Raw genomic sequence first — 25,569 nt, 5'->3', positions numbered from 1 at the left:
GGCGAGTCGGTGCTACCCGCTTGTTGTCGATCACAGCGGCAATGGTGAATTCGCACAGATCGGGGCCGGGCGCACTGTGGAGATCCGGGCGGCTGTCGACAATTCGCCTATCGACCACTCGCAGGAGGCCACGATGGCAGACCGGCAGATACCGACAGGCCGGCTCGTGCGCGGAGCGCGGCTGGGACGGTTGGCGGCCGGTCAGGCGGCGCGCGGCGCGGGCACCAAACTGGCCATGCTGGGGCGCACCGAGCAGGCCCGTCGAGTGCTGGCCGAGCGATCTACGCTGCAGGCCGCTCAACAGGTCGTCACCGTGCTCGGCGGGATGAAGGGCGCGGCGATGAAGCTGGGACAGATGGCATCGGTCCTGGACCTGGACCTGATCCCGGCGGACTATCGCGAGATGTTCCGCACGAAGCTGGCCACACTGCTCGACAGTGCGCCGACGGTGCCGTTCGCGGAGATGATGGCGGTGTTGGAGCACGATCTCGGCCGGGCCGGTCGAGTGTTCGCCGATATCGACCCGGTCCCCGTCGCCGCGGCATCGATCGGTCAGGTCTATCGTGCGCGACTGCACAACGGCCGGGACGTGGCAGTCAAAGTGAAGTACCCCGGCGTGGACCGTGCGGTGCAGGCGGATATGCGCAATCTGCAGTTCTTCAGCCTGCTGTGGAAGTCTTTTCTTCCGTCGGCAGGCGACCACGATGTGCTCGAGGAGATAGCCCGAAACATCACCGCGGAACTGGACTATCGGCAAGAGGCACGCAACCAGCACCGGGTCGCTTCGCGCTATCGTGGGCATCCGTACATCACCGTCCCGGACAGCATCGGCGAATTCTGTACCGACAACGTACTGGTGACCGAATTCTTCGACGGCAGACCATTTCAGACCATTCGCGGACTTCCCGCGGCGCAGCGAAATCACGTCGGCGAGCTGGTGTACCGGTTCTATATCACCGCCATGTTCACCGACGGCGAGTACTGCGCCGACCCCCATCCGGGCAATGTGCTGGTCGCCGATGACGGGCGCGTCGGCTTCGTCGATTTCGGGCTGTACAACACGATCGAACGCGAGCATCTCGAGCTGGAACGACAGGTGCTGTGCGCGGCCGAACAGTACCGGGCCGACGAGGTCTACCGGCTGTGGGCCGAGCGCGGGATCGTCGAGCCCGGATCCCGGGTGCGGGCGCAGGACTGCCTGGAATACGTGTGGTCGGCCGCGGGCTGGCACCTGCTCGACGAGGAGATCACGGTGACTCCCGAGCTGGCCACCGGTGCCGTCGTCCTCGCACTCGATCCGCGTTCCGCGGACCACCGCGGCGTGCGGCATCTGCTGCTGCCGCCGGAACACGTATTCTCCCGCCGCGCCGACCTTTTCACGCTGACCGCGCTCGGCCGGATCGAGGCGACCCACAACTGGCATCGCCTCGCCCGGGAGTGGCTGCACCACGAGGCCCCGACCACCGACATCGGTCGCGCGATCGAGGAGTGGCGCCACGCCGAGCTCAGATCCGAGCGGTGACGAAATCGGCTGCGGCGTCGGCATGGCGGGCGTAGCGCGTGTGCACGTTCCAGTCGGTGCCGTCCGGGTCGCAGACGGGGTCGTTGTCGTTGCAGACATCGAAGGTGCGTTCGGTGTAGGGGCCGGTGACTTCCTTGCCGATGCCGCGAATCGGGTTGCCGAACAACAGGATCGCGGCGATCCGCCCGTCGAGCTGCGCCGGCAGCGTGGCGACGATCGGACCGCCGACCTTGGCGCCCTCGCTGCTGATGCCGATCGCGTTGTCCACCACGTTCGCTCCCTGCGAGTACCCGACCAGCACGAACCGCTGGTTCGGGCAGGCGGCGGCCTGCCGCACCACATGGTCGACCAGGTCTCGATTGCCCTTCTGCACCGAGGCCGGCTGCTCGAGGCTCGCCGGGTACTCGACCCGGTACGCGTCGACGGTGCCGGATGCCGCGTCGTCGATCGCGGCGTACACCGGATTGCCGACGACGGTGCCGAGATGGAACTTGCTCCACATGCCGCCGGGCTCGTTGGTGCCGCGAGCCGAAACCAGGTGGACGTCGGCACAGGCCGGCGCCGCTGTCGCCGTTCCCGTGCCGAGTGCGGTCATCGTGCCGGTCGCGACTGCGGCGGCGATGACGAGAGCCACCGTCGCTGTTCGGCGAGGTCGTGGAGTTGTCATGGGCGAAGGGTAGATAGCGGGAGCCGCTTTTCGCCGCTCGGCGGTTCGGTATTGAGTCGGCTCATCAAGGGTTGCGCTCGGACGTGCGTTTCCCGCACAAAAAGGCGTCCGAGTGCGAGTCGAATTCCCGGCGTGGTCCTAGGTTGGGCCGATGTTCTCAGCTCGGCTCGGCGTTCGCACCCGCATTCTGGCGATCGCGCTCGTCCCCAGTCTCACCTTGCTTTTCCTCGGAATGCTGACGGCGGGAAATCTGGTTCGTGACAGTTACCGGATCCGGAACTGGATCGACGATCTCGAGCGAATACGGCCGGTCGCCACCGAGGCGTTGGCGGCTACGCAAGCCGAGCGGTTGCTCTCCCTGCGACTGCTGACCGGCGAAGAGGCGATTTCCGGACTGGCCGTGGCGCGGGGGCGCGTCGACCGGGCTTTCGAGATGCTCGTCCGAGTCGACGCCACGCGGCACGAGCCGTCGGCCGACCTGCCCGCTCAGCGTGCGAAACTCGCGGAGGCCATCGCTGCTCTGCGCACGGGGGTCGACGGCCGCCGGATCTCGGTCGGCGACGCCTACACTTTCTTCAACGCGCCGTACTCGATGTTCGGCGATGGATTCCGCCGGGCACAGCAATCCGCACCGGATCCGATTCTTGCGACGAGAGTTTCCGAGGCTGTCCGTCTGCTGAGTGCCACCGAGGCGATGTCGCGCAGTAACGCGGTAGCCCTCGCCCTGGTCAGCTCGCAGGGCAGCGCGTTCGGGCTCGACGAATTCACGACGCAAGTAGGCTTTTATCACGCCGAGATCAGAAATCTGGCGGCCGAAGCCGGCTCGCCGCAGAAGCAGGCGTTGCTCGATCTCATGGCGAGCGAATCCTGGCGGCGACTCTCGGCGATGGAATCCGCGGTCAATCTGCGTTTCGCATCGCGGTCGGTGTCGGGTAATGCCGAAATGCCGATGTCGATTCTCGAATGGCAGCAGGTTGCCGACGCTGTCGTCGGTGGTCTCTTCGCCGCGTACGCCGGTCAACACGAATACGCCCGAGTCAGTGCCGTCGACGTCGCGCAACGCTCCGAACGTTCGGGTCTGGTCACCGGGGGCATCGTCCTGATCGGCAGTATCGTTGCCCTGTTGATCGCGGTTGTGCTGGCGGACAGGATCATTCGGCGGCTCCGGCGATTGCGTGCCGCGACCCTGGTCCTCGCCGACGAGCAGCTGCCGAGCGCGATCCGCTCGGCGACAGCGCAACCCGAGATCGACGACGCGGCGCCGACGCTGGACTTCGGGCGCGACGAAATTGGTGAGGTGGCACAGGCGTTCGAGCATGCTGCCGCGGTCGCCCTCACCGCGGCGGTCGACGAAGCCCGGCTCCGCGACAGTGTGCACGCTGTGTTCGTCAATATCGCCCACCGCAGCCAGGTCCTCGCGCACCGCCAGCTCGAGATTCTCGACGACGCCGAACGCGGACAGCAGGATCCCGAACTGCTCGAGGTCTTCTTCCGGCTCGATCATCTGGCGACGCGTGAGCGGCGCAACGCCGAGAATCTGCTGATCCTGGGAGGCAGCAGGCCCGGCAGGCAATGGCGCCAACCAATTCCGATGGCCGATGTCGTGCGCAGCGCGGTGGGGGAGACCACCGAGTATGCGCGGGTCCGCGTCGCCGCGATACCGGAGATCGCCGTGATCGGTGCGGTGGTTGCCGATCTGGTCCACCTGATCGCCGAATTGGTCGACAACGCCACCGCGTTCTCGCCGCCGGAGGCGAAAGTCGACGTCGGCGGTGGGATCGTCGGCAAGGGCGCGGTGGTCGAAGTCTGTGACCGGGGTATCGGGCTGACCGCCGCCGAGTTCGGAAGCTACAACGAAATGCTCGATACCCCAACAGGAACCGGGCTCGGCGCGCTGGCGCGAGACTCCAGGATGGGTCTGTTCGTGGTGGCCCGGCTGGCGAGCACCCACGGTATCTCGGTCCGGTTGAACGAGTCCGACTACGGCGGAGTTCGTGCCGTCGTCCTCATTCCCGCCGAACTTCTCGGCGACATCGCTCCAATATCGGCGGCGAATCGGTGACCTGCGCGTGCGGATCCGAGCGCGGATGTTCGGCCCACAGATACGCAGTTCTACCGATGCCGACACACCGGGCGGCGCGGCACGCTGGATCGCGGTTCGAAGCGCGTGAGGAGCGTCCAATGAGCGAGAGACCACAATCCGGGCTCGCCCTGCTGAGCAGGCCGGAGACGGTGTGCGTAGTGCGGGAGTCCGAGCTCGATCGGGTGGTGCGGCTGGCGGGTTCCGCCGACCGTGGGCCGAGCACTCTCCGGCGGCACGAGATCGGGCCGATAGCGGGTCTGTGCTCGGAGCTGGTCGCCGCGCTGCGGGCGGACAGATCCGTGGACTCGGCGATCGGGCAGCTGGAACGCGGCGCGGTGGAATGGGCGCGCGACGGCATCGCGGTCGACGCCGTTCTCGACATGGTGCACCGGTGCGTGCGGGTCATCCTGGAACCGGGCGACGATATCCGCGCATCCGAGCTCGTCGACCTGCTCGGCAGCGTCTCCGCGGCGGTCGCCGCCGCCTATGTGCGGTATGCGCTGGACGTGACCGGGCACAGCGACCACGCCAGGGACAACCTCGCAGAGCAGCTGATCGTGGGCAGTCGCTCCCGCATCGCGGCCCGTGATTGCGGGGTCGTGCTGGCCGCCGAGTACTGGGTTCTCGCGATGGACATCGGCGACGAGTCGCGCGACGACAGCACCGACGGACTCGACGAACGGGTACGAGCGCGCCGTGCGATGACCCGTATCCGGCTGGAACTCGATCGGGCGTGCGACGGTGACGCACTCGCGGCGCTGTCGGCTCAGGGCGGCACCGTCCTGATACCGACCGCCGATCGGCCCGAACACCACGTCGACACCGTGGCGGCCGCGCTGTCGCGCGCCGCGGGTCGCCGGATCACTGTGACGGTGGTGCGCGCGGAGCTCGACGACATTCCCGCCGCCGCGGAATGCGCGCACGAATTGCTCGAGATCGTCCGGCGGATCGGCCGGGTCGGTGGGGTGCACCGGTTCAGCGATTTCGCACTCGAATATCAGCTCAGCCGCCCCGGTCCGGCACAGGAGTACCTGCGCACCGTGCTCGAACCGCTCGCTGTTCATCCCGAATTGCTGGAAACGCTGCGCTGTCATATCGCCAATGATCTGAACCGGCGCAAAACCGCACGAATGTTGCACTTGCACACCAACACCGTGGATTACCGAATTCGGCGCATCGCGGCCTTGACGGGCTTCGACGCCAAGCGGTGCCCGGACCTGTGGTATCTACGCTCCGCGCTTGTCGTCGCGGGCATGCCGATCGAAGGAAAAGCGAAATGAGCAGTAACGTACGTCTCCTGCCGTGCATCGCGGTCGCCGCTGTGTCGCTGGTGGGCGTTCTCGCCGGGGCGCCCGCGACGGCGAGCCCGTCGGATGCGGGCTCGGTGGTCCTGCGCAACGGGCCGCTGGGATCGGGTACCGGCAGTTCCGAGTCGCAGGCCCCGGCCGCCGTGACCATCGACAAATGGGCCGACCACACCGTGTATCGGCCGGCCGACCTCGGCGCGACCCGCCACCCGGTGGTGATTTGGGGCAACGGCACCGGGGTGGGTCCGGGCTACTACGAGGAATGGCTGCTCGAGCACTGGGCAGCGGCGGGTTTCGTCGTGGTGGCCGCGAATACCACGATGTCGAATTCGGGCGCGGAAATGCTCGCGGGCGGCCGGGAACTTCTCCGGCGAAACGACAAGTCCGACAGCGTCTACTACGGCAAGATCGCGACCGACCGAGTGGCGGCCGCCGGACATTCCCAGGGCGGGGCGGGCGCGATCAACGCCGGTGCCGACGGAATGGTACGAACCGTACTGGCGCTGCAGCCCGGCCCACTCGCGTCCCCGGGCAGAATTCTAGGGCCGACATTGTTCCTCGCCGGTGCCGAGGACCGGATCGTGGACACCGATCTCATCGTGAAGCCGTTGTTCGACAAAGCCGATCAGGTACCCGCGATCTTCGCCGAGCTGGGCGGTGCGGGGCATCTCGACGGCCGAGAATATGTGGACGTGATGACCGACTGGCTGAAATATCAGCTGCTCGACGACGCGGCCGCGCGCGCCCGCTTCGTCGGCGCCACCTGCGGTCTGTGCACCGATTCGGCGTGGACCAGGGTGGATCACAACGAGAAGGCGACGACCTTGGGCTGATTTGCTCGCTTGCGCCAGTCCGGCCACTGCTTCGTTGGTGCGCAGTACCATCACCTGTGACCCAGCACACCCTTGAGCCGGATGGGCACAGCCTTCGCCTCGACCGGCCGGACCCGAAGCGATAGATGGTGCGAAACGCGCTCGACCCAGCGGCGACGAGCTACCTCGGCCGTGACGCCGAGATCGAGACCGTGCGACAGCTGCTCGACAACAGCTGTCTGGTCTCGATCACGGGTGCGGGCGGTCTCGGCAAAACGCGGCTGGCCCGGCGGCTGGCCGCCGAGTTGGTCGCGGCCTACGAGTGCGGTGTCTTCTTCGTGGAACTCGCCGGGCTGCGACATCCCGAGGAGGTCGCCGTCGCGGTGGCCGGCGAGCTCGGGCTGCGGGTCGGCGCCAGAGAAGCGACTGTCGAACGGGTACTCGACCATCTCGGGCGCAGGGCACCTCTGCTCGTCCTGGACAACTGCGAACACTTGCTCGACGGGTGTGCCGACCTGGTCGCGAGGATCCTCACGGACTGTCCCGGCGTGACCGTGCTCGCCACCAGCAGGCAGACTTTGAGCGTCGCGGGCGAGCAGGTGTTCCGGATGCCCGCGTTGGCCGTGCCCGGGCCGGGCGAGGACGACCCGGCGCGCATCGCCGAATATCCCGCGGTGCGATTGCTGCTCGATCGGGCCCGCGCGGTCCGGTCGGACTTCCGGATCACCGCGGCGAACTCCGCCGATGTGGCCCGGCTGTGCCGGCTGCTCGACGGCATCCCGCTGGCCATCGAACTGGCGGCCGCCCGCCTGCGTTCGCTCTCGCCCGGCCAGGTGGTGTCGCGCTGGCCCGGCGGCCTCACGCTGCCGACAGCGTGGTCGCACGGCGTGCCGGATCGCCACCAGACCCTGCGCGCGACCGTGGACTGGAGCTACCACCTGTGTGGCGACGACGAGCGCGGGGTGTGGGCGTGCCTGTCGGTGTTCCAGGACTGGTTCGAGCTCGAGGCCGCCGAATACGTCTGCGCGGGTGTGGATCTCGGTGTCCCCGTGGTGGACCTGGTGGATTCGCTGGTGGACAAGTCGATCCTCGAGCGCCGCGGCGACGAGGTGGTGCACTTCCGGCTGCTACAGGTCGTGCGCGAATTCGGTGCCGAGCAACTCGCCGCCGCGCGCCTGTCCGACAGCGTCGCCCGGCGGCACCGGGACTGGTTCCGGGAGCTGCTCCTGCTGGCCGACCGGGAGTTTCTCGGCCCGCGCCAATACGAACTGGTGCGGCGACTGCAGTTGGCGCATCTGGATCTGCGCCTCGCGATGGAGTGGTCGCTGTCCACCGACGGTGAGGCGGGCACCGCGCTGGAGATGGCCTCGTGTGTCGAGGAATTCTGGACGATGGCCGGCGCCAACCACGAGACGCACACCTGGCTGGAACGGGCGCTGGGCCTGGCACCGGATTCGCCGCACGCGCCACGCGGGTGGTCGATGCTGGCGATGCACTCGCTGTGGCTGACCGATCGCGACAGCGCCTACCGCGAGCTCGACCTGGCCGAGACCGCCGCGGGGACCGACCCGCTCGCGATGGCACGTGTGCTCACCATTCGGGCGACGGTGGCCAAGATCGAACTGAACAATGTGCTCGCGGCGGAACTGGCCGGTGCCGCGCTGAGCAGCATGCCCCCCGGCAGCGGCCTGCGCGAGACCGTGTTCGCGCGCAGCACCTACGCGCTGGCGACCGCGGCCGCGCATCCGCAGTACCGGCTCCCGGAACTGCGCGATCTGGTGAAAGCCTGTGCGGCACAGGGTGATTACTACTACCAGACGATGCTGCTGTTCACGATCAGCCTGATCGAGGTGCTGGTGGGGCATCCCGACGCCGCTGAAACCTGCGCGCGCACCGCGCTGGGCATCACCCGCCGATGGGGCAACACCTTCGGCGATGCCTACCACATCGAATCGTTGGCCTGGGTGGCGTCCGCGCGCGACCGGCACCACCGTGCGGCAACGCTTTTCGGTGTCGCGGCGGCCGGCTGGGAGCGGCTGGGCACCGACCCGCGGATCATTCTCGTCCATCCGCACACGCTGTTCCGTGACGCGACCGAGCGGGCACTGGGAGCCGGCGGGTTCGCCGCCGCTTTCGGGAAGGGGCATGCGATGCCACTGGAAGAAGCGGTCGCGATGGCGCTCGATTGCCCCGATGCCGGATCCACGATCGCTCCGCTGACCCCGCGCGAGTACGAAGTGGCGGCCCTGGTGGCGAGCGGGCTGACGAACAAGGAGATCGCCGCACGGCTGGTCATCGCGCCGCGCACCGCCGACACCCATGTGGGCAATATCTTGACCAAGCTCGACTCCGCGAACCGGGCACAGATCGCCACCTGGGTTGCCACCAGACGGAATTCCGCGGTCAGCAACTGATCCGGCGAATTCTTTCACCGCTGTCCGCGGCATGCGCCGGCTATGTGCCGGCACAATGGAATACGTAATTCTGTGTGATCTGGGTGTGCCGCCTCGATTCCCGCCGGATTATTCGTAAAAGACTGCGGCGCAACGGTGAATAATATTTCCTGTGTGCGGCCATGGGGTTCCGCGACAGTGAATGGTGAGGTGCACACACCTGACCGGAAGCGATTTCCGTGCCGGTTGTTCCGGCATACGTTCGGGGCGGCTTACGAGCCGATTCCTTTTTCGCATTCGGAAAGGCAGACCTTGCATGACCATTACTCGTGGCCGCACACGCTCGGTGCGTGCGGCAATACTGATGGGCGTCAGCGTTGTTGCTGTCGCCCTCTCCGGGGCGGGGGCGGCGGCTGACCCGGCGTCCGAACCCACCGAACAGCAGCTGGCCGAAATCATTTACCAGGGCCGCGATGTGGCCTGGGGTACCGATGGCGGGCTCGGCGGCACGGGTTCGGCCTGTACCTCCGGTAGCGGTGCGGGCTCGGGTAACGGCTCCGGCGACTGCCTCGGTGGTTCCGGCTCCAGCTCGGGCTCCTCGGGTGGCTACTCCTCCGACCCGGGCGCTATCGGCCCCGCGTCGACGGCGTTCCTGCCCGCGTTCGGGTACGGCCTGCTGAACCCCGACGCGGGTGCTCCCGGCACCAACGACTGGAACTGCAAGCCGACCGCCGCGCACCCTCGCCCGGTCGTGCTGCTGCACGGCACCTGGATGAACGCCTACAACGGTTACGCCTACATGGGCCAGCCCATCAAGGACGCCGGCTACTGCACGTTCACGTTCAACTACGGCCGTTCCAGCATCGTCGAAGGCGGCGGGCTCGGTTCGTTCCTGCCCGGTGTGATGGGCACGGGCTACATCCAGGATTCGGCCAAGCAGACCGCGGCGTTCGTGGACCGGGTCCTCGCGGCTACCGGTTCCGACGAGGTCGACATCATCGCGCACTCCCAAGGTGGGTCGATGGCGAACTGGTACACCAAGTACGAGGGCGGTGCGGCCAAGGTGAAGAACCTGATCACCTTCGGTGCCACCCACCACGGCACCAGCCTCGACGGCATCGGCGCCCTGGGCCGCATGGTCAACAACCTCGGCATCGATGTGCTGGGACCGATCGAGATCTTCGTCGGCCACGCCGGTATCCAGCAGACCGTCGGTTCGGATTTTGTCAAGACGCTCAACGCCAACGGTGACACCGTTCCCGGTGTCGACTACACCGTGGTCGGCACGCGCTACGACGAGGTGACCAACCCGTACGAGCTGACGTTCCTCGACCAGGGCCCCGGCTCGACGGTCAACAACGTAGTGCTGCAGGAAGGGTGCGAGCAGGACATCTCCGATCACCTGACGATGATGTACTCGCCGCGTGCTTTGTCGATCGCGCTGCGGGCGCTCGACCCGGTGCAGAACCCGAACCTGACCTGCACGTTCAACCCGTGGCTGATCGGGGGTGGTGGCTCCCTGTAGACGAGCGGACGATTCGGGTGCATCGCGGCACGGCTTGGCCGCGATGCACCCGATTTTCGTGTGTCTAGGGGACGAGCAGCGTGGCGGCGCGTTCCCAATAGGTGTGCATGTCCTGCTCCCAGTAGCCCCACGAATGCGTGCCCGCAGGGCGGAAGTCGAAGGTCGCCGGGATATCCAGGGCGGCCAGGCGGTCGCGCAGCAGCGCGGTGCACACCACGGTGATCCCGTCGAGCACGCCGCCGATGAGCAGCTGATCGAGCAGTTTCACCGGATTACGCTGGATACCAGGGCCGTTCAAGGTGTCCAGCGGGCCGGGCAGGCCGTTGCCGGTGCTCACATACACCTGGACCCCGCGTAGCTTCTCGGCATTGAGGGCGGCGTCATTGGCCGTCCAGGCCGGATCGGTGGGTGGTCCCCACATGTTGAGCGGGTTGCCGCGGCGCGCGGTGACGATCGAGGCCACCATCGCCTGTCCGGCCGGGTTGCTGGTCTGGATGCAGCCACTGAACGAGCCGACCATCTGAAACCGCAGCGGTGCTTGCTGTGCCATCCGGAAGACCGCCGAGCTGGCCATCGACAGTCCGGCGACGGCGTCGCGGCCGGTGCCGTGGAAGGCCGAATCGATGATCGGCGGCAGTTCGGTGGTGAGGAAGGTGAGCCAGCGGTTGCGTCCGGTACCGGGATCGTCGGCCTGCCAGTCGGTGTAGAAGGTGCCCGCACCGCCGATCGGCATCACGATGTTCGCCTGTTTCGCGGCGAAGAAGTCGAGGGCGTCTGTTTTGGTGAACCAGTTGCTGCCCTCGCGCCAGTCGGGGGTGTCGGTGCCACCGTCGACGCCGTTGATCAGATACAGCGAGCCGGCGGGCGCCTCGGGGTCGGCGGCGGGAATGACCGCGACGGTGACCGGTCTATTCATCGCCGCGGAGTGCACGGTCACATCGATCACCTTGCCCGGCCCGTTCGCCGCGGCCGCGACGGCGTAGGACCCGTTCGGCGCGGGCAGAGCCGCCGCCATGGCACGGGCGGCCACCAGATCCGGGGCCGCCTGCGCCGTCGCGACGACAGGCAGGCCCGCGGCGGCGACCGCCACCGTGAGCGCGAGCCGTCGCACCATCGAATTGCGCACTGTTTTGTCTCCGTTCACTGCTGCGTCGTTATCGCCCATGCCGACTCGTCCCGTCGACCAGGCGCAGTTCCTTGGCATCGGGCCACAGGGCCGACCACGGTTCGCTCGGTCCGTCGCACAGCCACAGCGCGACGCCGCGGTTCACGCCGGGAAAGCCGAGGGGTTCGTCGACGCGGGTCAGCAGCGTCGTCTGTGTGAAACGGGTACGCAGCGCGGTCTCGGGACCGTCGACCCCGATGTAGAGCACCGTGGTCGCGGTGTCGGGTGGGGTGCCGAAGTAGCCGTAGCCGCGGTTCGGACTGAACACCGCGGGAAGACCGGCGGCAGGCCCGAATTCCTCGAGTGCCGCTGCCTGCCAATAGTTCTGGGTCACGATCACCACACCCTCGCGCTGTCGCGGCGGTATCCGGTGATAGGTCTCGGCGACCGCGGTGGCCAGGTCGTCCCAGCCGCTCGGACCGAAAAGCACACTGCGCGAGTGGATCTGCGAATAGTCGGTCGTCGACTGCCGCAACGCCGACTCCGGTAGGGGCAGCGCGACGACGAGCGCGACGCAGATCGCGGTAGCCAGCGCGCCGAGGCCACCGCCGATGATCGCGCCGCGTCGCGTGATACCCCGGTCCGCCAGATACACCGCGCCCGCGGCGAACAGGCCGGGGAAAGCGCCGGCCACGAAGTAAGGGCGCAGGCCCGCGAGCACCACCGCGCCCAGCCCGATCGCGATCATCGGGATCAGGAAGTAGTACGGACGGAACCGCTGCGCGCGCAGCCCGGCCCACATCCCGGCGAGCAACAGCAGACCGGCCGCACCGGTGACCTGAATCATCGTCCACGGCGCCGCGAGAACCCCGGCGGTGGCGAGCTGCTCATCGCGCACGATCGCACCCATCGCCAGCTGCGGCCAGCCGTTGCTGTGCTGCCACCACAGAATCGGGACCGCCGACCCCGCGAGCAGACCCGAGCCGAGCCACCACGCGGGCCTGCGCAGCATCTCCCGCGGCCCGAACACGGCCACGCCGAGCGCGAGCACCGCCCAGATGATCGGAATCAGCCACTTGACCTGGAAGTCGACGGCGGCGACGAACCCCGCCGCGACCAACAGGTAGTCCTCGCGCGTGCGCACCCAGCGGATCAGCAGCCACGCGAGCACCGCCGTCAAGGTGATGTCGAGGGCGAAGGTGCTCAGCATCGCCGATTGCATCACCGCCATCGGGGTGGTCGCGTAGGCGATCGCGGCGACGGTCTGGGGGAGTCGGCCGCCGCCGAACTCCCTGGCCATCACCGCGCTGAGCACGATGGCCAGCACCGTGAACAGCAGCGCGGGTACCCGTAGCGCCAGCGTGGATCCCGGTGCGAGGTGGTCCGACAGTGCGGCCAGCAGCGGAACCAGCGGGCCCTGATCGGCATAGCTCACCGACGGATGCCGTCCGGCCGCGAGGAAATACAGTTCGTCACCGCCGATCCGATAGCGGTCGATCCTGGCGAGGAACAGCGTCGCGGCCACGGCGGCGACGATCGATACCTCGCGCCACGCGAAGGCGGGCAGCGTGTGGATGGGGGCGGCGGGCACCTCGACGGTGCCGCTCCGGACGTTCATGGTGGTACTCCGCGGGTTCAGTCCCGGTCGCCGCGGACTGGCGTCGGAGCAGCTCCGGAAGGTGTCGGGTGGGCGAGGGTTTCGTGTTCCGGCGCGGGCCGCAAACGTTCGAGCCACGCCGGCGCCCACCAGCAGGCGTCCCCGAGCAGCCGCATGGACGCGGGGACCAGCAGCATCCGCAGGATGGTGGCGTCGATGAACAGCGCGGTCACCATGCCGAAGGCGATGTACCGCATCATCAGCAGATCCGACAGCGCGAACGCGCCGGTGACCACCAGCAGGATCAACGCGGCCGCGGTGATGATGCGGCCCGTCCGGGCGATACCCGCCTGCACGGCTTCGGCGGTGGAAGCGCCCGCCGCTCTGGCTTCGACGATGCGCGACAGCAGGAATACCTCGTAATCGGTCGACAGCCCGTAGACCACCGACACGATCACGACCAGGACCAGCGACATGATCGGTTGCGGGGTGAAGCCGAACACTCCCGCGCCGTGCCCGTCGATGAAGACCCAGGTGAGTACGCCCAGGGTGGCGCCGAGCCCGAGCAGGTTCAGCACGGCTGCTTTGAGCGGCAGCACCAGCGAACCGAAGGTCAGCGCCAGCAGCAGCGTGCTGGCCAGGAAGACGAACGCGATCATCAGCGGCATGCGCTCGACCAGCGCGTCGATGCTGTCCTTCTCCACGGCGGGCTGCCCACCGACCATCAGCGTCGTGCCGGGCGGCAACGGCATCGAGCGCAGATAGTCGATGGTCGCCTCGGCGTCGCCGGATTCGGCGAGCACGGTCTGGGTGGTGAGGACCTGGGGCTGGAACGGCGACTGCATCGGTTCGGCGAACGGCGCGGCCAGGCCGGGGGCGTGGTTGGCGTCGGCGCGCACGGTATCGGCGGTGGTGGGGTCGAAGGTGACGATGACCAGGTCGATCGGGTCGATCTGGCGCAGTGGGAACAGTTCGTCGAAGTGCTGCTGGGCCAGGCGCGTCGGATGTGACGGCGGGAGAAACCGCTCGTTGATGGAACCGAAGGCCAGATTCTGGATCGGGACGATGAGCAGCAGCAGACTTAGGCAGATCGGAACGGCCACCACCAGTGGACGTTTCATGACTCCCGCAGCGAATCGGCCCCAGCCGTTGCCGGTAACACGATCTCTCGCGACCGGTTTGCGGAACCAGTCGACGCCGAGCCAGTCGACGCGCCTGCCCAGGACAGCCAGCATCGCGGGGAGAAGGGTGATCGAGGTCAGTGCGGCCAGGGAGATGGTGATGATCGCGCCGTAGGCGAACGATCGCAGGAAGCCCTGCGGGAACACCAGAATCCCGGCTGCCGCGACCACGACGATCAAGGCCGAGAACAACACAGTGCGTCCCGCCGTGGTCACCGAGCGACGGACCGCGTCGTCGACAGTGCGTCCGTCGGCGAGTTCCTCGCGGAACCGGCTGAGCACGAACAGTCCGTAGTCGATCGCCAGGCCGAGCCCGATCATCGAAACGACCGGGGAGACGAAGGAGTTCACCTCGGTGACCGCGGTGAGGCAGCGCAGCAGTCCCCACGCGCCGAGCATGGTGAGTCCGCCGACGATCAGCGGCAGCGCCGCGGCGACGACGCCACCGAACAGGAAGAACAGCAGGATCGCGACCGCGGGGACGGCGAACAATTCCACGCGGCGCTGATCCTGAACCATGGTGTCGTTCAACGCGAGTGCGACCGGCTGTCCGCCGGCGAGCTCGACCTCGACTCCGGGGATCACGAACTCCTCGGCGACCTTGCGGTAATTGCGGCCCTGTTCGGTGGGGTCGAGGCCGCTGACCGCGACCGAGGCGAACGCGTAGTCACGGTCGGGGGACCCGAAGACCTCGGGAATCGCCACGCCGGTATCGGTGGGCCAATACGCGCCGTTGACGCGGTCGATCTCGTTCGGGAACCGCTGCGGCAGAGTGTTCAGGCCCGCCACGACCGTCGCGGCGAAAGCCGGATCGTCGATGGTGGTGCCTTCGGGCGCCCGCACCAGCAGGATCACGTCGCTGCTGTGGTCACGGCCGAACGCGTTGTCGCGCACGTGCGCCGCCCGCACCGATTCCGAGGACGGATCGTCGAACCCCTTCGAACTGAGATCCGCGCCGAGTCCGAGCCCGTAGGTGCCCAGTGCCAGCAATCCGGTCACCATTATCAAGATCACCAGATATCGCCGCCGCACGACGGTGTCTGCCCATTGTGTCAACTCGGCGAACACATTCGCCTCCCAACTGCTCGCGATGTGGTCGAACTTGTCAGGAGTCGCCGCCTTTTCGGTCGCTACCGCGCAATGTTGCGGCCGGTCACAACGATTCTCGGAATCCTGTTGTGAGCCATGACTTCGCGCTCTGGGTCCGATCACAGGAGACCGCGCGATTACCCGTCCGAAATTCCAGAGGTCGGTAATCGCCACGATCGCCGCGGTGGTGGGCTTCTACGTTGACACCAACGGTCAAATGCCACAGGCCGGTCGAGCCGGAGGAAATTGCGTGTCGGATATTGCCATTGTCGGAATCGGATGTCGGTTCGCGGGCGGAATCGATTCCCCGGAATCGTTCTGGGACTTTATCGTCGACAAGCGCGACGGCGTCGTGGAGATGCCCGCCGATCGCTGGGATTGGCGCCGCTACTACGACCCCGAACCGCGGACCCCGGGGCGCAGCTACACCAAACACGGCGCCTTCATGACCAACGATCCGTGGGAGTTCGATCCCGACTTCTTCGGGATCTCACCGCGTGAGGCCACGGTCCTCGACCCGCAGCAGCGGTTGATGCTCGAGGTGACCTGGGAGGCCCTCGACGACGCCGGGATCGCTGGGCGCTCGGCCGGCGCGCAGGTGGGGGTCTATGTGGGCGGTTTCGTCGTCGACCAGTCGGTGATCGGCGTGGTGGGCCCCGCGCTGTTCCACACCGACATGCACACCCCGGCCAGCGCCTCCTACACGATGCTGTCCAACCGCATCGCCTACGCGCTGAACCTGATCGGTCCGGCGATCACCGTCGACACCGCGTGCTCGTCGTCGCTGGTCGCGCTGCACCTGGCCTGCCAGGCGCTGGAGAACGACGACTGCGAAGTCGCGCTGGCGGGCGGGGTCAATGTGATGCTGCAGCCGGAAACCTTCGTGCTCATGTGCAAAGGCGGCTTCCTGGCCACCGACGGCCGCTGCAAGTCCTTCGACGCGTCCGCCGACGGCTACGGTCGCGGTGAAGGCGCGGGAATGGTGGCGCTGAAGAAGCTCGACGACGCTGTCCGCGACGGTGATCGCGTGTACGCGGTGATCAAGGCCACCGGGTCGAATCAGGACGGGCGAACGACCGCGATCACGGTGCCGAACGCCGACTCGCAGGAGTCGCTGGCCCGCACCGTGTGCGAACGCTCGGGCCTGGCGCCCCACGAGATTACCTATCTGGAGGCGCACGGCACGGGCACGCTGGTCGGTGATCCGGTCGAATTGCGCGCTCTCGGAAGGGTTTTCGGTTCAGCATCCGGGCGTAGCGGCACCATCGGCGTCGGCTCGGTGAAAGCCACGATCGGTCACACCGAGGCCGCCGCGGGCGTGGCCAGCGTGATCAAAGCCGCACTGGCACTGCGGCATCGCACGTTGCCGCCGCAGGGCTGGCTCAACGATCCGAACCCCGACATCGCGTTCGACGAGCTGGGCTTGCACATCCAGACCGAGGCGCAACCGCTGCCCGCCGACGCCGCGCCGATGTCGGTGGCGGTCAACGGGTTCGGCTACGGCGGCACCAATGCCCACGCGATCCTGCAGGAGTTCCGCGCGCCCGAAACGCCGACCGAACCGGCCCGCCACCTCGGCATTCTGCCCATCTCGGCCCGCAGTACGGGTGCCGCGCGTGCGTTGGCCGGCCGGTTCGCCGACCTGATCTCCGCGGGGGCCGACCCGGACCGGCTGGCCGAAGCGGCGTGGACCCGGATGGCGCACCACCCGTTCCGCACCGGTGTACTCCTCGACGGTTCCACCGACGACCTGGTCCGTGAACTGCACGAGTACGCATCGGGTACCGGGCGCGACGCCGGCCGCACGGTGTCCTCCAGCGCCGCCGAGCCGGTGTTCGTCTTCTCGGGTATGGGACCGCAGCACTGGAAGATGGCGCGCGGTCTGCTCGCCGCCGGTGGGGTGTTCGCCGAGACCGCCGAGGAGATCGACGCGGAATTCCGCGCGATCGCGGGCTGGTCGATCATCGAGGAGCTGAGCAAGCCGGAGGACGAGTCCCGGGTGACCAGCACCGAGGTCGCGCAGCCCGCGAACTTCCTCGTCCAAGTGGGTCTGGTACGCGAGCTGGCCGAATACGGCATCGTCCCCGCGGCCATCGTCGGACACAGTGTGGGTGAGGTGTCGGCGGCGTATGTCAGTGGCATGCTGACGCTGCGCGAAGCGGTGCGGGTGGCCTATCACCGAGCGCGACTGCAGGCCACGACCGCCGGGACCGGCGGGATGCTCGCCGTCGGCTTGACCAAGGAACAGGCCGACGCGCTCGTCGCCGACGATGCGCGCGTCGACATCGCCGCGATCAACAGCCCCACCTCCCTGACCCTGTCCGGCGACGTCGACCGTCTCGACGAGATCGCCGAGAAGCTCACGGAGGACGGCATATTCGCGCGTCGGCTGCGGGTAGAGGTGCCGTATCACAGTCGCCTGATGGATCCGATCCACGACGAACTGCGCACGGCGCTCGCCGATCTGGCGCCGCAGGCGCCCACGGTGGCGCTGTACTCCTCGGTGACGGGGGAACTCGTCACCGACGGCGACTGGGACGCCGAGTACTGGTGGTCGAATGTCCGTCAGCCGGTGCGGTTCTTCGCCGCGGTCGCGAGCTTGATCGCCGCGGGCAACCGGATCTTCCTCGAGGTCGGCCCCCACCCGGTGCTGTCGGGCAATATCCGCGAGGCCCTGGTCGACGCGGACGTGAACGGCACCACCGTGCCCACCCTCGACCGCGAGCAGACCGATTCGCACAGCATCCGGCGCACCCTCATCGGCCTGCATGCCGCCGGGGTACTCGACCGTGAACTGCTGTTCCCCGCCGAGCGTGGCGTCACCGCGCACGTACCGCTGCCGCGCTATCCCTGGCAGCGCACCCGCCTGCACTCGGCGCTGCCACTGTTCGAGCAGGCACGCCTCGGCACACCCGGCGGGCACGCGATGCTCGGCGACCCCGATGTGGAGGGGCGCCCCGAGTGGCTGCTGCAGGTGGGCACCGAACTGCTGCCGTGGCTGGCCGACCACGTCGTCAACGGCGTCAAGATCATGCCCGGCGCGGCGTACCTGGACGCCGCGCTGAGTGCCACCGCCGCGCGGATCGGCAGCAAACAGGTTGCGCTGGAAGGCGTTCGGTTCGTCGCGCCGCTGATCATGGGTGCCCCCGATGTGCCGTTGGTCGCGATGAGCGTCGAGGAGGCCAGCGGTCGCTTCATGATCAGATCGCGCAGCGCGACCGGAACAGCGTGGACGGTGCACTCGACCGGGCGCACGCTGACCGGCAGTCACGAACAGACAGCAGTCGAGGTGCCCACCATCGAGGTCGGTGTCGATGTCGACCCGGCGATGTTCTACGCGGGCCTGGCCTCGGCCGGGCTGCAATACGGTCCGACGTTCCAGCGGGTGACCTCCGTGCGGGTGGGACGCGACGTGGTGCTGGCCACCGTCGACGGGAGCATCGCCGAAGACTCGCGACATCTGGCGCATCCGGCCGTCGTCGACGCCGCGATGCAGTGCGCGGCCATGCTTTTCACCGACGAACGGATCAACGAGGGCGTCATGGTGCCCGTCGGGGTGAGCGCGGTGCGGCTGCTCGCCGAACTCCCCGCGGAGATCACCGTCATCGCACGCCGTGACCCCGGTGCCCGCCTGCGCGCCGATGTCGACCTGCTCGACCGGGACCGAAACCTGGTGGCGCGGTTGACCGGCCTGCAGATCGGTGCGCTCAAGCCCGGTGACAGCCCGCTGCACCGGATGGCCGACTTCTACTACACCGAGGTGCTCGAAGAGCGTGACCCGATCGACCCCGCGGCACTGGCCGAAGCCGGGTCGGTGTCGACGGTGATCGTCGCGCTCGGTGACAGCCCGCGCACCGCCGAGCTGGCCGCCGCGATCCCGGGATCGCGGGTACTGCTCGTCGACCCGGACAGTGACGAACTGGAATCGGAGCTCGTCGCGAATCTGGAGGCGGCGAAAGCCGACGAGACGCAGCGCACCCACGTCTGTGTCGTGGTCGGTGCGGGCACCGACGATGTCGCCGACCTGTGGACGCTCAAGCGCGTCGCGGTCGCGGTGTCGGAGTACGTCACCCCGACCGTGGAAGGGGCCCCGCCGCAGATCAGCTTCGGTGACGGCAACGTCCATGCCACGCTGGTCACCGAATCGGCCTTCACGGTTCCCGGCAGCGATGTCGCACCGGACCCGCGCCAGGCCGCGCTCGCCGGTGGCCGCCGGGTGCTGCTCAACGAGCAGACCCCGCTGCGCTGGCGATTGGTCGACGCCGAACCCGGCACCACCGTCACCGAACTCGTCGCCGAACTGGGTGTGCCCGGTGCCTTCACCTTCGACAACAGCGACGAGGTGCTGCTGCGCGACGGCCGGCGCTGGGCGCCGATGGTGACCAAGCCGCTACCCGAGCGGATCGACGAGCTCGAGACGTCGCACCCGCTGGCCGATCCGGCGGCGAACTTCGAGCTGGACATGCCACGTACGCGGGTGCTCTCGCAGGTGGCATGGCGTGAATGCCCACGTCCGGAACCGGCCGCGGGCCAGATCGAGGTCGCGATGGCGGTGATCGGATTGAACTACAAGGATCCGCTCAAGGTCATCGGCCTGCTCGGCGAACGCGAACTCGCGCCGACCTATTTCGGCACCGTGCCCGGTATGGAGGGCATCGGCACCGTGGTCCGGGTCGGCGCCGAGGTCACCGACGTCGCGGTCGGCGACAAGGTCGCGGTGGCGTCCAAGGGCATGATGCGCCGATTCGCCGTCGTCGATCGGGCGCTGGCGGTGATCGTGCCCGCCGACACCGATCCCGGCTACTGCACCAGCACCATCGCCTTCGGCACGGCCGAATACGCCCTGCACGACCTGGCCCGCCTCGAACCGGGCGAGACCGTGCTGATCCACGGTGCGGCAGGCGGCGTCGGCACCGCGGCCATCCAGGTGGCCAAGTCCATCGGCGCCCGTATCATCGGCACCGCGAGCTCGCCCGAGCGGCGCGAACACGTCCTGGCCATGGGCGCGGATTTCGCGGTGAACTCGCGTTCGCTCAACTTCGTCGACGACGTCCTCGCGCTGACCGGCGGCGCCGGTGCCGACGTGATCGTCAGCAGCGCACCCGGTGAGATCCTGCGCCAGAACTTCAACGCCGCAGCCGAATTCGGTCGCATCGTCGAGGTCGGCAAGGCCGACATCTACACCGGTGGTCTGCTGGAACTGGCCAACTTCGACAAGAACCTCGCCTACTACTCGATGGATCTGGATCGCCTGGTCGCGGTGCGCCCGCAACGGCTGTCGCGACTGCTGGAGCGGGTGTTCGAGAAGGTCACCGAAGGCGTCTACACCCCGCTGCCGTACCAGATGTTCGAGACACACGAGGTGAGCCAGGCGTTCGAGGAGACACTGCGGTCCTCGCGTGTCGGCCGGGTCGCCCTGCGGATGGACGACCCGCTGCCGCCCGTGCGGCCCTCGCTGCCGGCGCTCGACATCGACAGTGCCGGAAACTATCTCATCACCGGCGGGTTCGGTGGATTCGGGATGGCGATCGGCCGCTGGCTGGCGCTGCGCGGTGCGCGCAGGCTGGTGCTGGTCGGGCGCAGCGGCGCCGCGACCGAGACGGCTCGCCGCCAGCTCGAGGTGTGGCGCGCGGTGGGCATCGAGGTGATCGAAGAACACGCCGACGTCACCGATGCCGCCGCCGTCGCCGCGATCGTCGCCCGCGCGCACAGTGCACAACACCCGTTGCGCGGGGTGTTCCACGCCGCGGGCGCGGTCGCCGACAACCGGCTCGCCAGCATGTCGCGCGACGAGCTCGGCCGGGTCTATCGCCCCAAAGTTCATGGCGCACAGGTGATCCACCAGGCGGTAGCGGACGCGGGTATCACCCTCGACATGTTCGTGCTGTGCTCCTCGGGCGGCTCGATGTACGGGATCTACGGTCAATACAACTACTGCGCCGCCAACGTCGCCGTCGAAACATTGGCCCGGCGCTGGGCCGCCGAGGGGGAGCGCGCACTGTGCATCGGCTGGGGCCACCTGTCCGGCGCCTCGGGCGGCATGGCATCGGATGAAACCGCCGAAAAGTATCTGGACCTGGTGGGTTTCGGTCCGATCGACATGGCCGATGCCACCGCCTACCTCGAACAGACCCTGCGCCTCGGCGTGACGAACGCGGCGATCATTCCCACCGACTGGGCGAAACTGACCGGAACCTTCCCGCAGCTGGTGCGGACCGGCCGCACCGCCGCGCTGGCGCAATCCTCGGCCAAGGACACCTCCGAATTGGCCAAGCTCCGCGCCGAACTCGCCGCGATGGAGGAAGCCAAGCGCGGACCCGCCATCGCCCGCAAGATGGCCGACGAACTCGCCGTGGTCATGGGGGTGCCGGTCGAGTCGATCGACATGACGGTGCCCGTACCGGAGTTGGGGCTCGACTCGTTGATGGCGGTCGAACTGGGCGCGCGGGTCACCAAGACGCTCGGCATCGACCTGATGTCGATGCAGATGGGCCGATCGTTCAGTTTGGAACAGGCGGGCCCGAAGGTCGCGGAGCTGATCCTGGCCTCCGAACCCGCTGTCACACCGCCACTTCCGGAGGTGGCGCCCGGTGAATCCGCCCCGCCGATCGTCGAGGTGCCCGACCAGTGGACCGTCGAGCGGCCGGCGGAAGTCTCGATGGCGGGATCGCACTGATGGTCGACTTCGGCTTGATCGACGAATGGCGCCCGGCGCCCGGTCGGCTCGTCACCTGGTTCGCCTCGGCGGACTCGGTCGCGCGCGCGGCCAGGGCGCCGGTCCATCCGGCACCGCCCTCGCTCCAGCAGGAGCAGTACCTGCGCCTGGCCGACCGGCACGCAGGCGCGGACTTCCGGTTCTCGGGCCTGTGCCTGGTCACCGCCGAGATCCCCACCGGTGACCTCGACCGCGACGCGATCACCCGGGCGATCCACGCATTCCTGCTGCGCCACGACACCTTTCGCACCTGGTTCGCCGTCGAAGCCGGTGGCAGCGTGCGGCGACATCTGGTGCCCGAAGCCGATGTCGAGTTCGTGCCGGTCGACTACGGCGCCATCGACGACCCCGAGGCGATCTGCCGGCACGTGGAGAAAACGACACCCGGCCCGTTCCAGTGGGATTGCTTCACGTTCGGCACCATCGAGCACGGCGATTCGACCACCGTGTACCTGGCCGTCGACCACCTGCACACCGACGGTCTCGGGCAGTACCTGTCCGCGGCCGACTTCGCCCAGCTCTACGCCGCGCAGCTGTGGGACGAGGCCGAACCGCTCGCGCCCGCGGCGAGCTATCTCGACTACTGCCGCAACGAGCGGTTCTTCAGCGATCAGCAGAGCCTGTCTTCTCCAGGTGTGAAGAAATGGCTGGCACTGTTGGGCGGCAACGACAACAAGCTTCCGGTCTTCCCCCTCGACCTGGGCAAGAAGACCGACGGATACCATCGCAGCGCCCACCGCAGCGTCGTGCTGTTCGACGACGACGAGGCCGATCGATTCGAAGTGGTCTGCCGTGCCAACGGCGCCGAATTCGTCGGCGGTGTGTTCGCCGCGGCCGCACTGGCCGAACGCGAGCTGGTCGGCTCGGACTACTACTTCGGAATGACCCCGGTGAGCACCAGAACTTCGGCGGCCGAGAACAATTCGGTGGGCTGGTACGTGACGCTCGTTCCGGTCGCGTTCCCGCTCAGCGAACGCACCACGGTCGCCCGCGCGCTCGCGCTCGCGCAGCGGGCCTACGACAGCGGACTCCTGCTGGCGCCCACTTCTTTTCACCGTGTTCTCGATCTGCTGCCCCCCGATTCCGAGATCAAGGCCGAGCCGGGGTGGGTCACCCCGATGATCTCGTTCATCGACGCCAGGGACTTTCTGGGCAACGAGCTGTTCGACAGCATGAACGCCGGGGTCTTCGCCAACCGCGCTGCCTCCGAGGAAGCACTCATCTGGATCAACCGGCTACCGGGCCGGACGTCGCTGAGCGTCATCTTCCCCGACACCGCGATCGCGCAGGAGTCGGTGCGCCGCTACCTGGCCACCATGAAGTCCGTATTCGAAGCCATCATCGACAGCGCCGCGGAGCACCCATGATCCGAGAAGAATTCGTCCCGACCATCTTTCGTGACCCCGGCATTCCCGATGGCGAGAAGTCGAGATACCGCGTGGGCATCACCGGCGAGCCCGGCGGCTTCGAGATATCGCACGTCGTCGTGCACGACCGGGGCGGCTACCACACGACACTCGAGGCGAGCCCGGAGGACAAGAGCGGGCGCGACCGCGAACTGGTGATGACCGTCGAACAGCGCATAGGGCGCATCGACGGGCGACTGCACGCGGAAAGCTATCGCGCGCAGACCCGGTCGGGATCGACGGTGGTTTCGCGCGAGGAAGTGAATTTCGTCGACACCGTGCATCTGCAATTCGGTGGCCTGCCCGGTCCGTTCCCGCCGAATGTGATGCCGATCGCCGGTGGGCTGACGATGCTGCGCGGATTGGACTTCGCCGACGGGCTGGTCGACACGGTCGACGTGTGGCTCGCGGCGTCGGTGCACTGGCCACTGCTCGTCCGGGTGGAGAAGCAGGTCGTCTTCGCGGGACCGGCCGGGGTGTTCCCGTGCTGGCAGGTGCGGTTGCGGCCCGGCTTCGATCAGGTGAACGGGATGCTGGACAAGATGGTCGGCTCGGTCGTGCCGCCGTTCATCGCCCTGTTCGAGGTGGCGGCGCCGCACCGGATGGTGCAGTTGAGTTTCCCGACCCAGATGTCGATGTCGGCCCCGCGCGCCACGATGGAATTGGTCTCGTGAGCGAGACCACCGGGGTCGCGAAGGCTCGGGTGCCCGAGCTCGGCGCGTGGCTGGCGTTCGGCGCCTGTCTGATCGCGGTGTTCATGCAGATGATCGACGTGACGATCGTGAACACCGCGCTGCCGAGTCTGACCGCCGACCTGGGTGCGTCCAGGTCGGCGCAGCTGCTGGTGATCTCCGGGTACGCGCTGGCGTTCGCCTGCACCCTGCTCACCGCCGCGCGGATCGGTGCGATGGTCGGCCGGCGCACGATGTTCCTGGTGTCGGTGGTCGCTTTCACCGCGGCATCCGTGTGGTGTGGATTGGCCTCCGGCCCTACCGAACTCGTGCTCGCGCGGGTGGTCCAAGGTGCGGCGGGGGCGGGGATGGCCGCCCAGACGATCGCCATTCTCACAGCCGGTTTTCCGCGCGAGCGCCATCCCCTGGTTTTCGCGCTGTATGGGGGAGTGGCCGGATTCGCCGGGATGCTCGGACCCATCGTGGGCGGCGCGCTGCTCACCATCGATATCGGTGGGTGGGGGTGGCGGTCGGTCTTTCTGATCAACCTGCCGATCGGGCTGTTCGCGTTCGCGTTGGCCTGGAAATTCCTGGACCGGAGCAGTCCGGGCGGTCGTCACCAACTCGATCTGGTCGGTGCCGCGCTGTCCGGGCTCGGCTTGTTCGCGCTGATCGCGGGCCTGGCTCAGATCCAGGAGCACGGGTGGCGGCTCGACCTGCTCGCCGTCACCGGCGCCGGGCTCGTGCTGACGGCGGCGTTCCTCGCCCAGCAGCGCACCCGCACCGCCCGCGGCGCCAACCCGCTCGTGCGCCTCGACCTGTTCGGCAACCACGGCTTCCGGATCGGCTCGGTGCTGGTCGGCGCGTTCTTCGGGCTGTTCACCGCGTTCGTGTTCGCCGCCTCGATCACCATGCAGGATGTGCTCGGCTACTCGCCGCTGCTCACCGGCATGGTGATGACCCTGTTCGCCCTCGGTGCGGGCGCCGGGGCTCTCGGTTCGCTGATTCTGGTGCCGCGCTGGGATATCTGGGCGCTGGCCGCCGGGATCGCGCTGTTCGGCGGATGTATCGGCGCGGGCGGGGTGTACCTGTATCTGGTCGACGGGGTGGCGAACGCGCTGCTCTGCGCCGGTCCGGTGTTCGCGGCCGGGTTCGGTGTCGGCCTGTTCGGCGTGCAGTTGCAGCCGATGATGCTGTCCGGGTTGGACGCGAATCGGATGGCCGAGTCCTCCGGTGTGCTGCCCACCATCGAACAGGTCGGCAATGCGGTCGGACTCGCGGTGCTGACCACAGTGTTCTTCAGTTCGCACAGCCTCGGCGGCAGCATCATGATGATGGGCGCCATCGCCGCCGTGGCGCTGGTGCTGGCGGTGCTCACCTTGGCGATGCCCTCGCGCGAGCGTCGAGAACAGGCCGCGGTCGGCGTTTCGTAGGGTTTTTGCTGGTCGTCGGCGTGCGGGTGCCGCTGGTTGTCGGACCCCGGTGTCAGACTCTGG

General features: G+C 67.9%; 14 protein-coding genes. 10 read left to right on the top strand and 4 right to left on the bottom strand.

Annotated features, from left to right (window positions below; all coding sequences use genetic code 11):
• Positions 1-133 precede the first annotated feature (133 nt).
• The gene (locus ACFULV_RS15325) at positions 134-1,522 is read left to right on the top strand and encodes an ABC1 kinase family protein (protein WP_378656930.1); all 1,389 of its coding nucleotides are present in this window, start codon (positions 134-136) and stop codon (positions 1,520-1,522) included.
• Here ACFULV_RS15325 and ACFULV_RS15320 read toward each other — a convergent pair.
• A complete protein-coding gene (locus ACFULV_RS15320) occupies positions 1,506-2,189 on the bottom strand; it encodes a cutinase family protein (protein WP_378630253.1) in 684 nt (227 codons plus the stop codon). The two genes, ACFULV_RS15325 and ACFULV_RS15320, sit on opposite strands and share 17 nt — an antisense overlap.
• A 151-nt stretch (positions 2,190-2,340) precedes the next feature.
• On the opposite strand from ACFULV_RS15320, the gene ACFULV_RS15315 reads away from it, so the two are divergent.
• From ACFULV_RS15315 to ACFULV_RS15295, 5 genes are all read left to right on the top strand, one after another.
• On the top strand, positions 2,341-4,251 hold the full coding sequence (locus ACFULV_RS15315) for a nitrate- and nitrite sensing domain-containing protein (protein WP_378656927.1): 1,911 nt from the start codon (positions 2,341-2,343) through the stop codon (positions 4,249-4,251).
• A gap of 119 nt (positions 4,252-4,370) precedes the next feature.
• Positions 4,371-5,552, top strand: coding sequence for a PucR family transcriptional regulator (locus tag ACFULV_RS15310; protein ID WP_378656925.1), 1,182 nt, complete (start codon positions 4,371-4,373; stop codon positions 5,550-5,552).
• On the top strand, positions 5,549-6,412 hold the full coding sequence (locus ACFULV_RS15305) for an acetylxylan esterase (RefSeq protein ID WP_378656923.1): 864 nt from the start codon (positions 5,549-5,551) through the stop codon (positions 6,410-6,412). The genes ACFULV_RS15310 and ACFULV_RS15305 overlap by 4 nt, the downstream gene beginning before the upstream one ends.
• A 125-nt stretch (positions 6,413-6,537) precedes the next feature.
• Positions 6,538-8,805 (top strand): ATP-binding protein, encoded by a 2,268-nt coding sequence (locus ACFULV_RS15300; protein ID WP_378656921.1) that lies wholly within the window; start codon positions 6,538-6,540, stop codon positions 8,803-8,805.
• Positions 8,806-9,100: 295 nt separating this feature from the next.
• Positions 9,101-10,309 carry an esterase/lipase family protein gene (locus ACFULV_RS15295; protein ID WP_378656918.1) on the top strand — a complete coding sequence of 403 codons (1,209 nt, stop codon included), beginning with the start codon at positions 9,101-9,103 and terminating at the stop codon, positions 10,307-10,309.
• A gap of 64 nt (positions 10,310-10,373) precedes the next feature.
• On the opposite strand, the gene ACFULV_RS15290 is transcribed toward ACFULV_RS15295, so the two are convergent.
• Genes ACFULV_RS15290 through ACFULV_RS15280 form a run of 3 tightly spaced genes read right to left on the bottom strand, consistent with a single transcriptional unit; the run spans position 10,374 to position 15,260 of the window.
• The gene (locus ACFULV_RS15290) at positions 10,374-11,453 is read right to left on the bottom strand and encodes an alpha/beta hydrolase (protein WP_378656915.1); all 1,080 of its coding nucleotides are present in this window, start codon (positions 11,451-11,453) and stop codon (positions 10,374-10,376) included.
• Positions 11,454-11,463: 10 nt separating this feature from the next.
• Positions 11,464-13,032, bottom strand: coding sequence for an ArnT family glycosyltransferase (locus tag ACFULV_RS15285; RefSeq protein WP_378656913.1), 1,569 nt, complete (start codon positions 13,030-13,032; stop codon positions 11,464-11,466).
• A 17-nt stretch (positions 13,033-13,049) separates the two neighbouring features.
• Complete coding sequence (locus ACFULV_RS15280) at positions 13,050-15,260, bottom strand: MMPL family transporter (protein ID WP_378656910.1); 2,211 nt, start codon at positions 15,258-15,260, stop codon at positions 13,050-13,052.
• Between the two features lie 271 nt (positions 15,261-15,531).
• Here ACFULV_RS15280 and ACFULV_RS15275 point away from each other — a divergent pair, with 271 nt between their 5' ends.
• The 4 genes from ACFULV_RS15275 to ACFULV_RS15260 are packed head-to-tail and all read left to right on the top strand — an operon-like array spanning position 15,532 to position 25,506.
• The gene (locus ACFULV_RS15275; RefSeq protein WP_378656907.1) at positions 15,532-21,957 is read left to right on the top strand and encodes a type I polyketide synthase; all 6,426 of its coding nucleotides are present in this window, start codon (positions 15,532-15,534) and stop codon (positions 21,955-21,957) included.
• Entirely contained in the window at positions 21,957-23,363 is a 1,407-nt protein-coding gene (locus tag ACFULV_RS15270) for a condensation domain-containing protein (RefSeq protein WP_378656904.1), read from the top strand. Before ACFULV_RS15275 ends, ACFULV_RS15270 begins: the two co-directional genes overlap by 1 nt.
• Positions 23,360-24,076, top strand: coding sequence for a hypothetical protein (locus tag ACFULV_RS15265; RefSeq protein WP_378656901.1), 717 nt, complete (start codon positions 23,360-23,362; stop codon positions 24,074-24,076). Before ACFULV_RS15270 ends, ACFULV_RS15265 begins: the two co-directional genes overlap by 4 nt.
• The gene (locus ACFULV_RS15260) at positions 24,073-25,506 is read left to right on the top strand and encodes an MFS transporter (RefSeq protein ID WP_378656899.1); all 1,434 of its coding nucleotides are present in this window, start codon (positions 24,073-24,075) and stop codon (positions 25,504-25,506) included. Before ACFULV_RS15265 ends, ACFULV_RS15260 begins: the two co-directional genes overlap by 4 nt.
• The last annotated feature ends 63 nt before the right edge of the window (positions 25,507-25,569 follow it).

The sequence above is a fragment of the Nocardia sp. NPDC057272 genome (genome assembly GCF_042668615.1).
Lineage (GTDB): Bacteria > Actinomycetota > Actinomycetes > Mycobacteriales > Mycobacteriaceae > Nocardia.
The sequence above is the reverse complement of the archived record's forward strand: the minus strand, read 5'-3'. Positions and strand labels throughout refer to the sequence as shown.

Coding starts and splice junctions, on each gene's coding strand:
- ACFULV_RS15310 (WP_378656925.1), top strand. CDS start 4,371: ATGAGCGAGAGACCACAATCCGGGCTCGCCCTGCTGAGCAGGCCGGAG.
- ACFULV_RS15325 (WP_378656930.1), top strand. CDS start 134: ATGGCAGACCGGCAGATACCGACAGGCCGGCTCGTGCGCGGAGCGCGG.
- ACFULV_RS15320 (WP_378630253.1), bottom strand. CDS start 2,189: ATGACAACTCCACGACCTCGCCGAACAGCGACGGTGGCTCTCGTCATC.
- ACFULV_RS15285 (WP_378656913.1), bottom strand. CDS start 13,032: ATGAACGTCCGGAGCGGCACCGTCGAGGTGCCCGCCGCCCCCATCCAC.
- ACFULV_RS15300 (WP_378656921.1), top strand. CDS start 6,538: ATGGTGCGAAACGCGCTCGACCCAGCGGCGACGAGCTACCTCGGCCGT.
- ACFULV_RS15265 (WP_378656901.1), top strand. CDS start 23,360: ATGATCCGAGAAGAATTCGTCCCGACCATCTTTCGTGACCCCGGCATT.
- ACFULV_RS15270 (WP_378656904.1), top strand. CDS start 21,957: ATGGTCGACTTCGGCTTGATCGACGAATGGCGCCCGGCGCCCGGTCGG.
- ACFULV_RS15315 (WP_378656927.1), top strand. CDS start 2,341: ATGTTCTCAGCTCGGCTCGGCGTTCGCACCCGCATTCTGGCGATCGCG.
- ACFULV_RS15295 (WP_378656918.1), top strand. CDS start 9,101: ATGACCATTACTCGTGGCCGCACACGCTCGGTGCGTGCGGCAATACTG.
- ACFULV_RS15305 (WP_378656923.1), top strand. CDS start 5,549: ATGAGCAGTAACGTACGTCTCCTGCCGTGCATCGCGGTCGCCGCTGTG.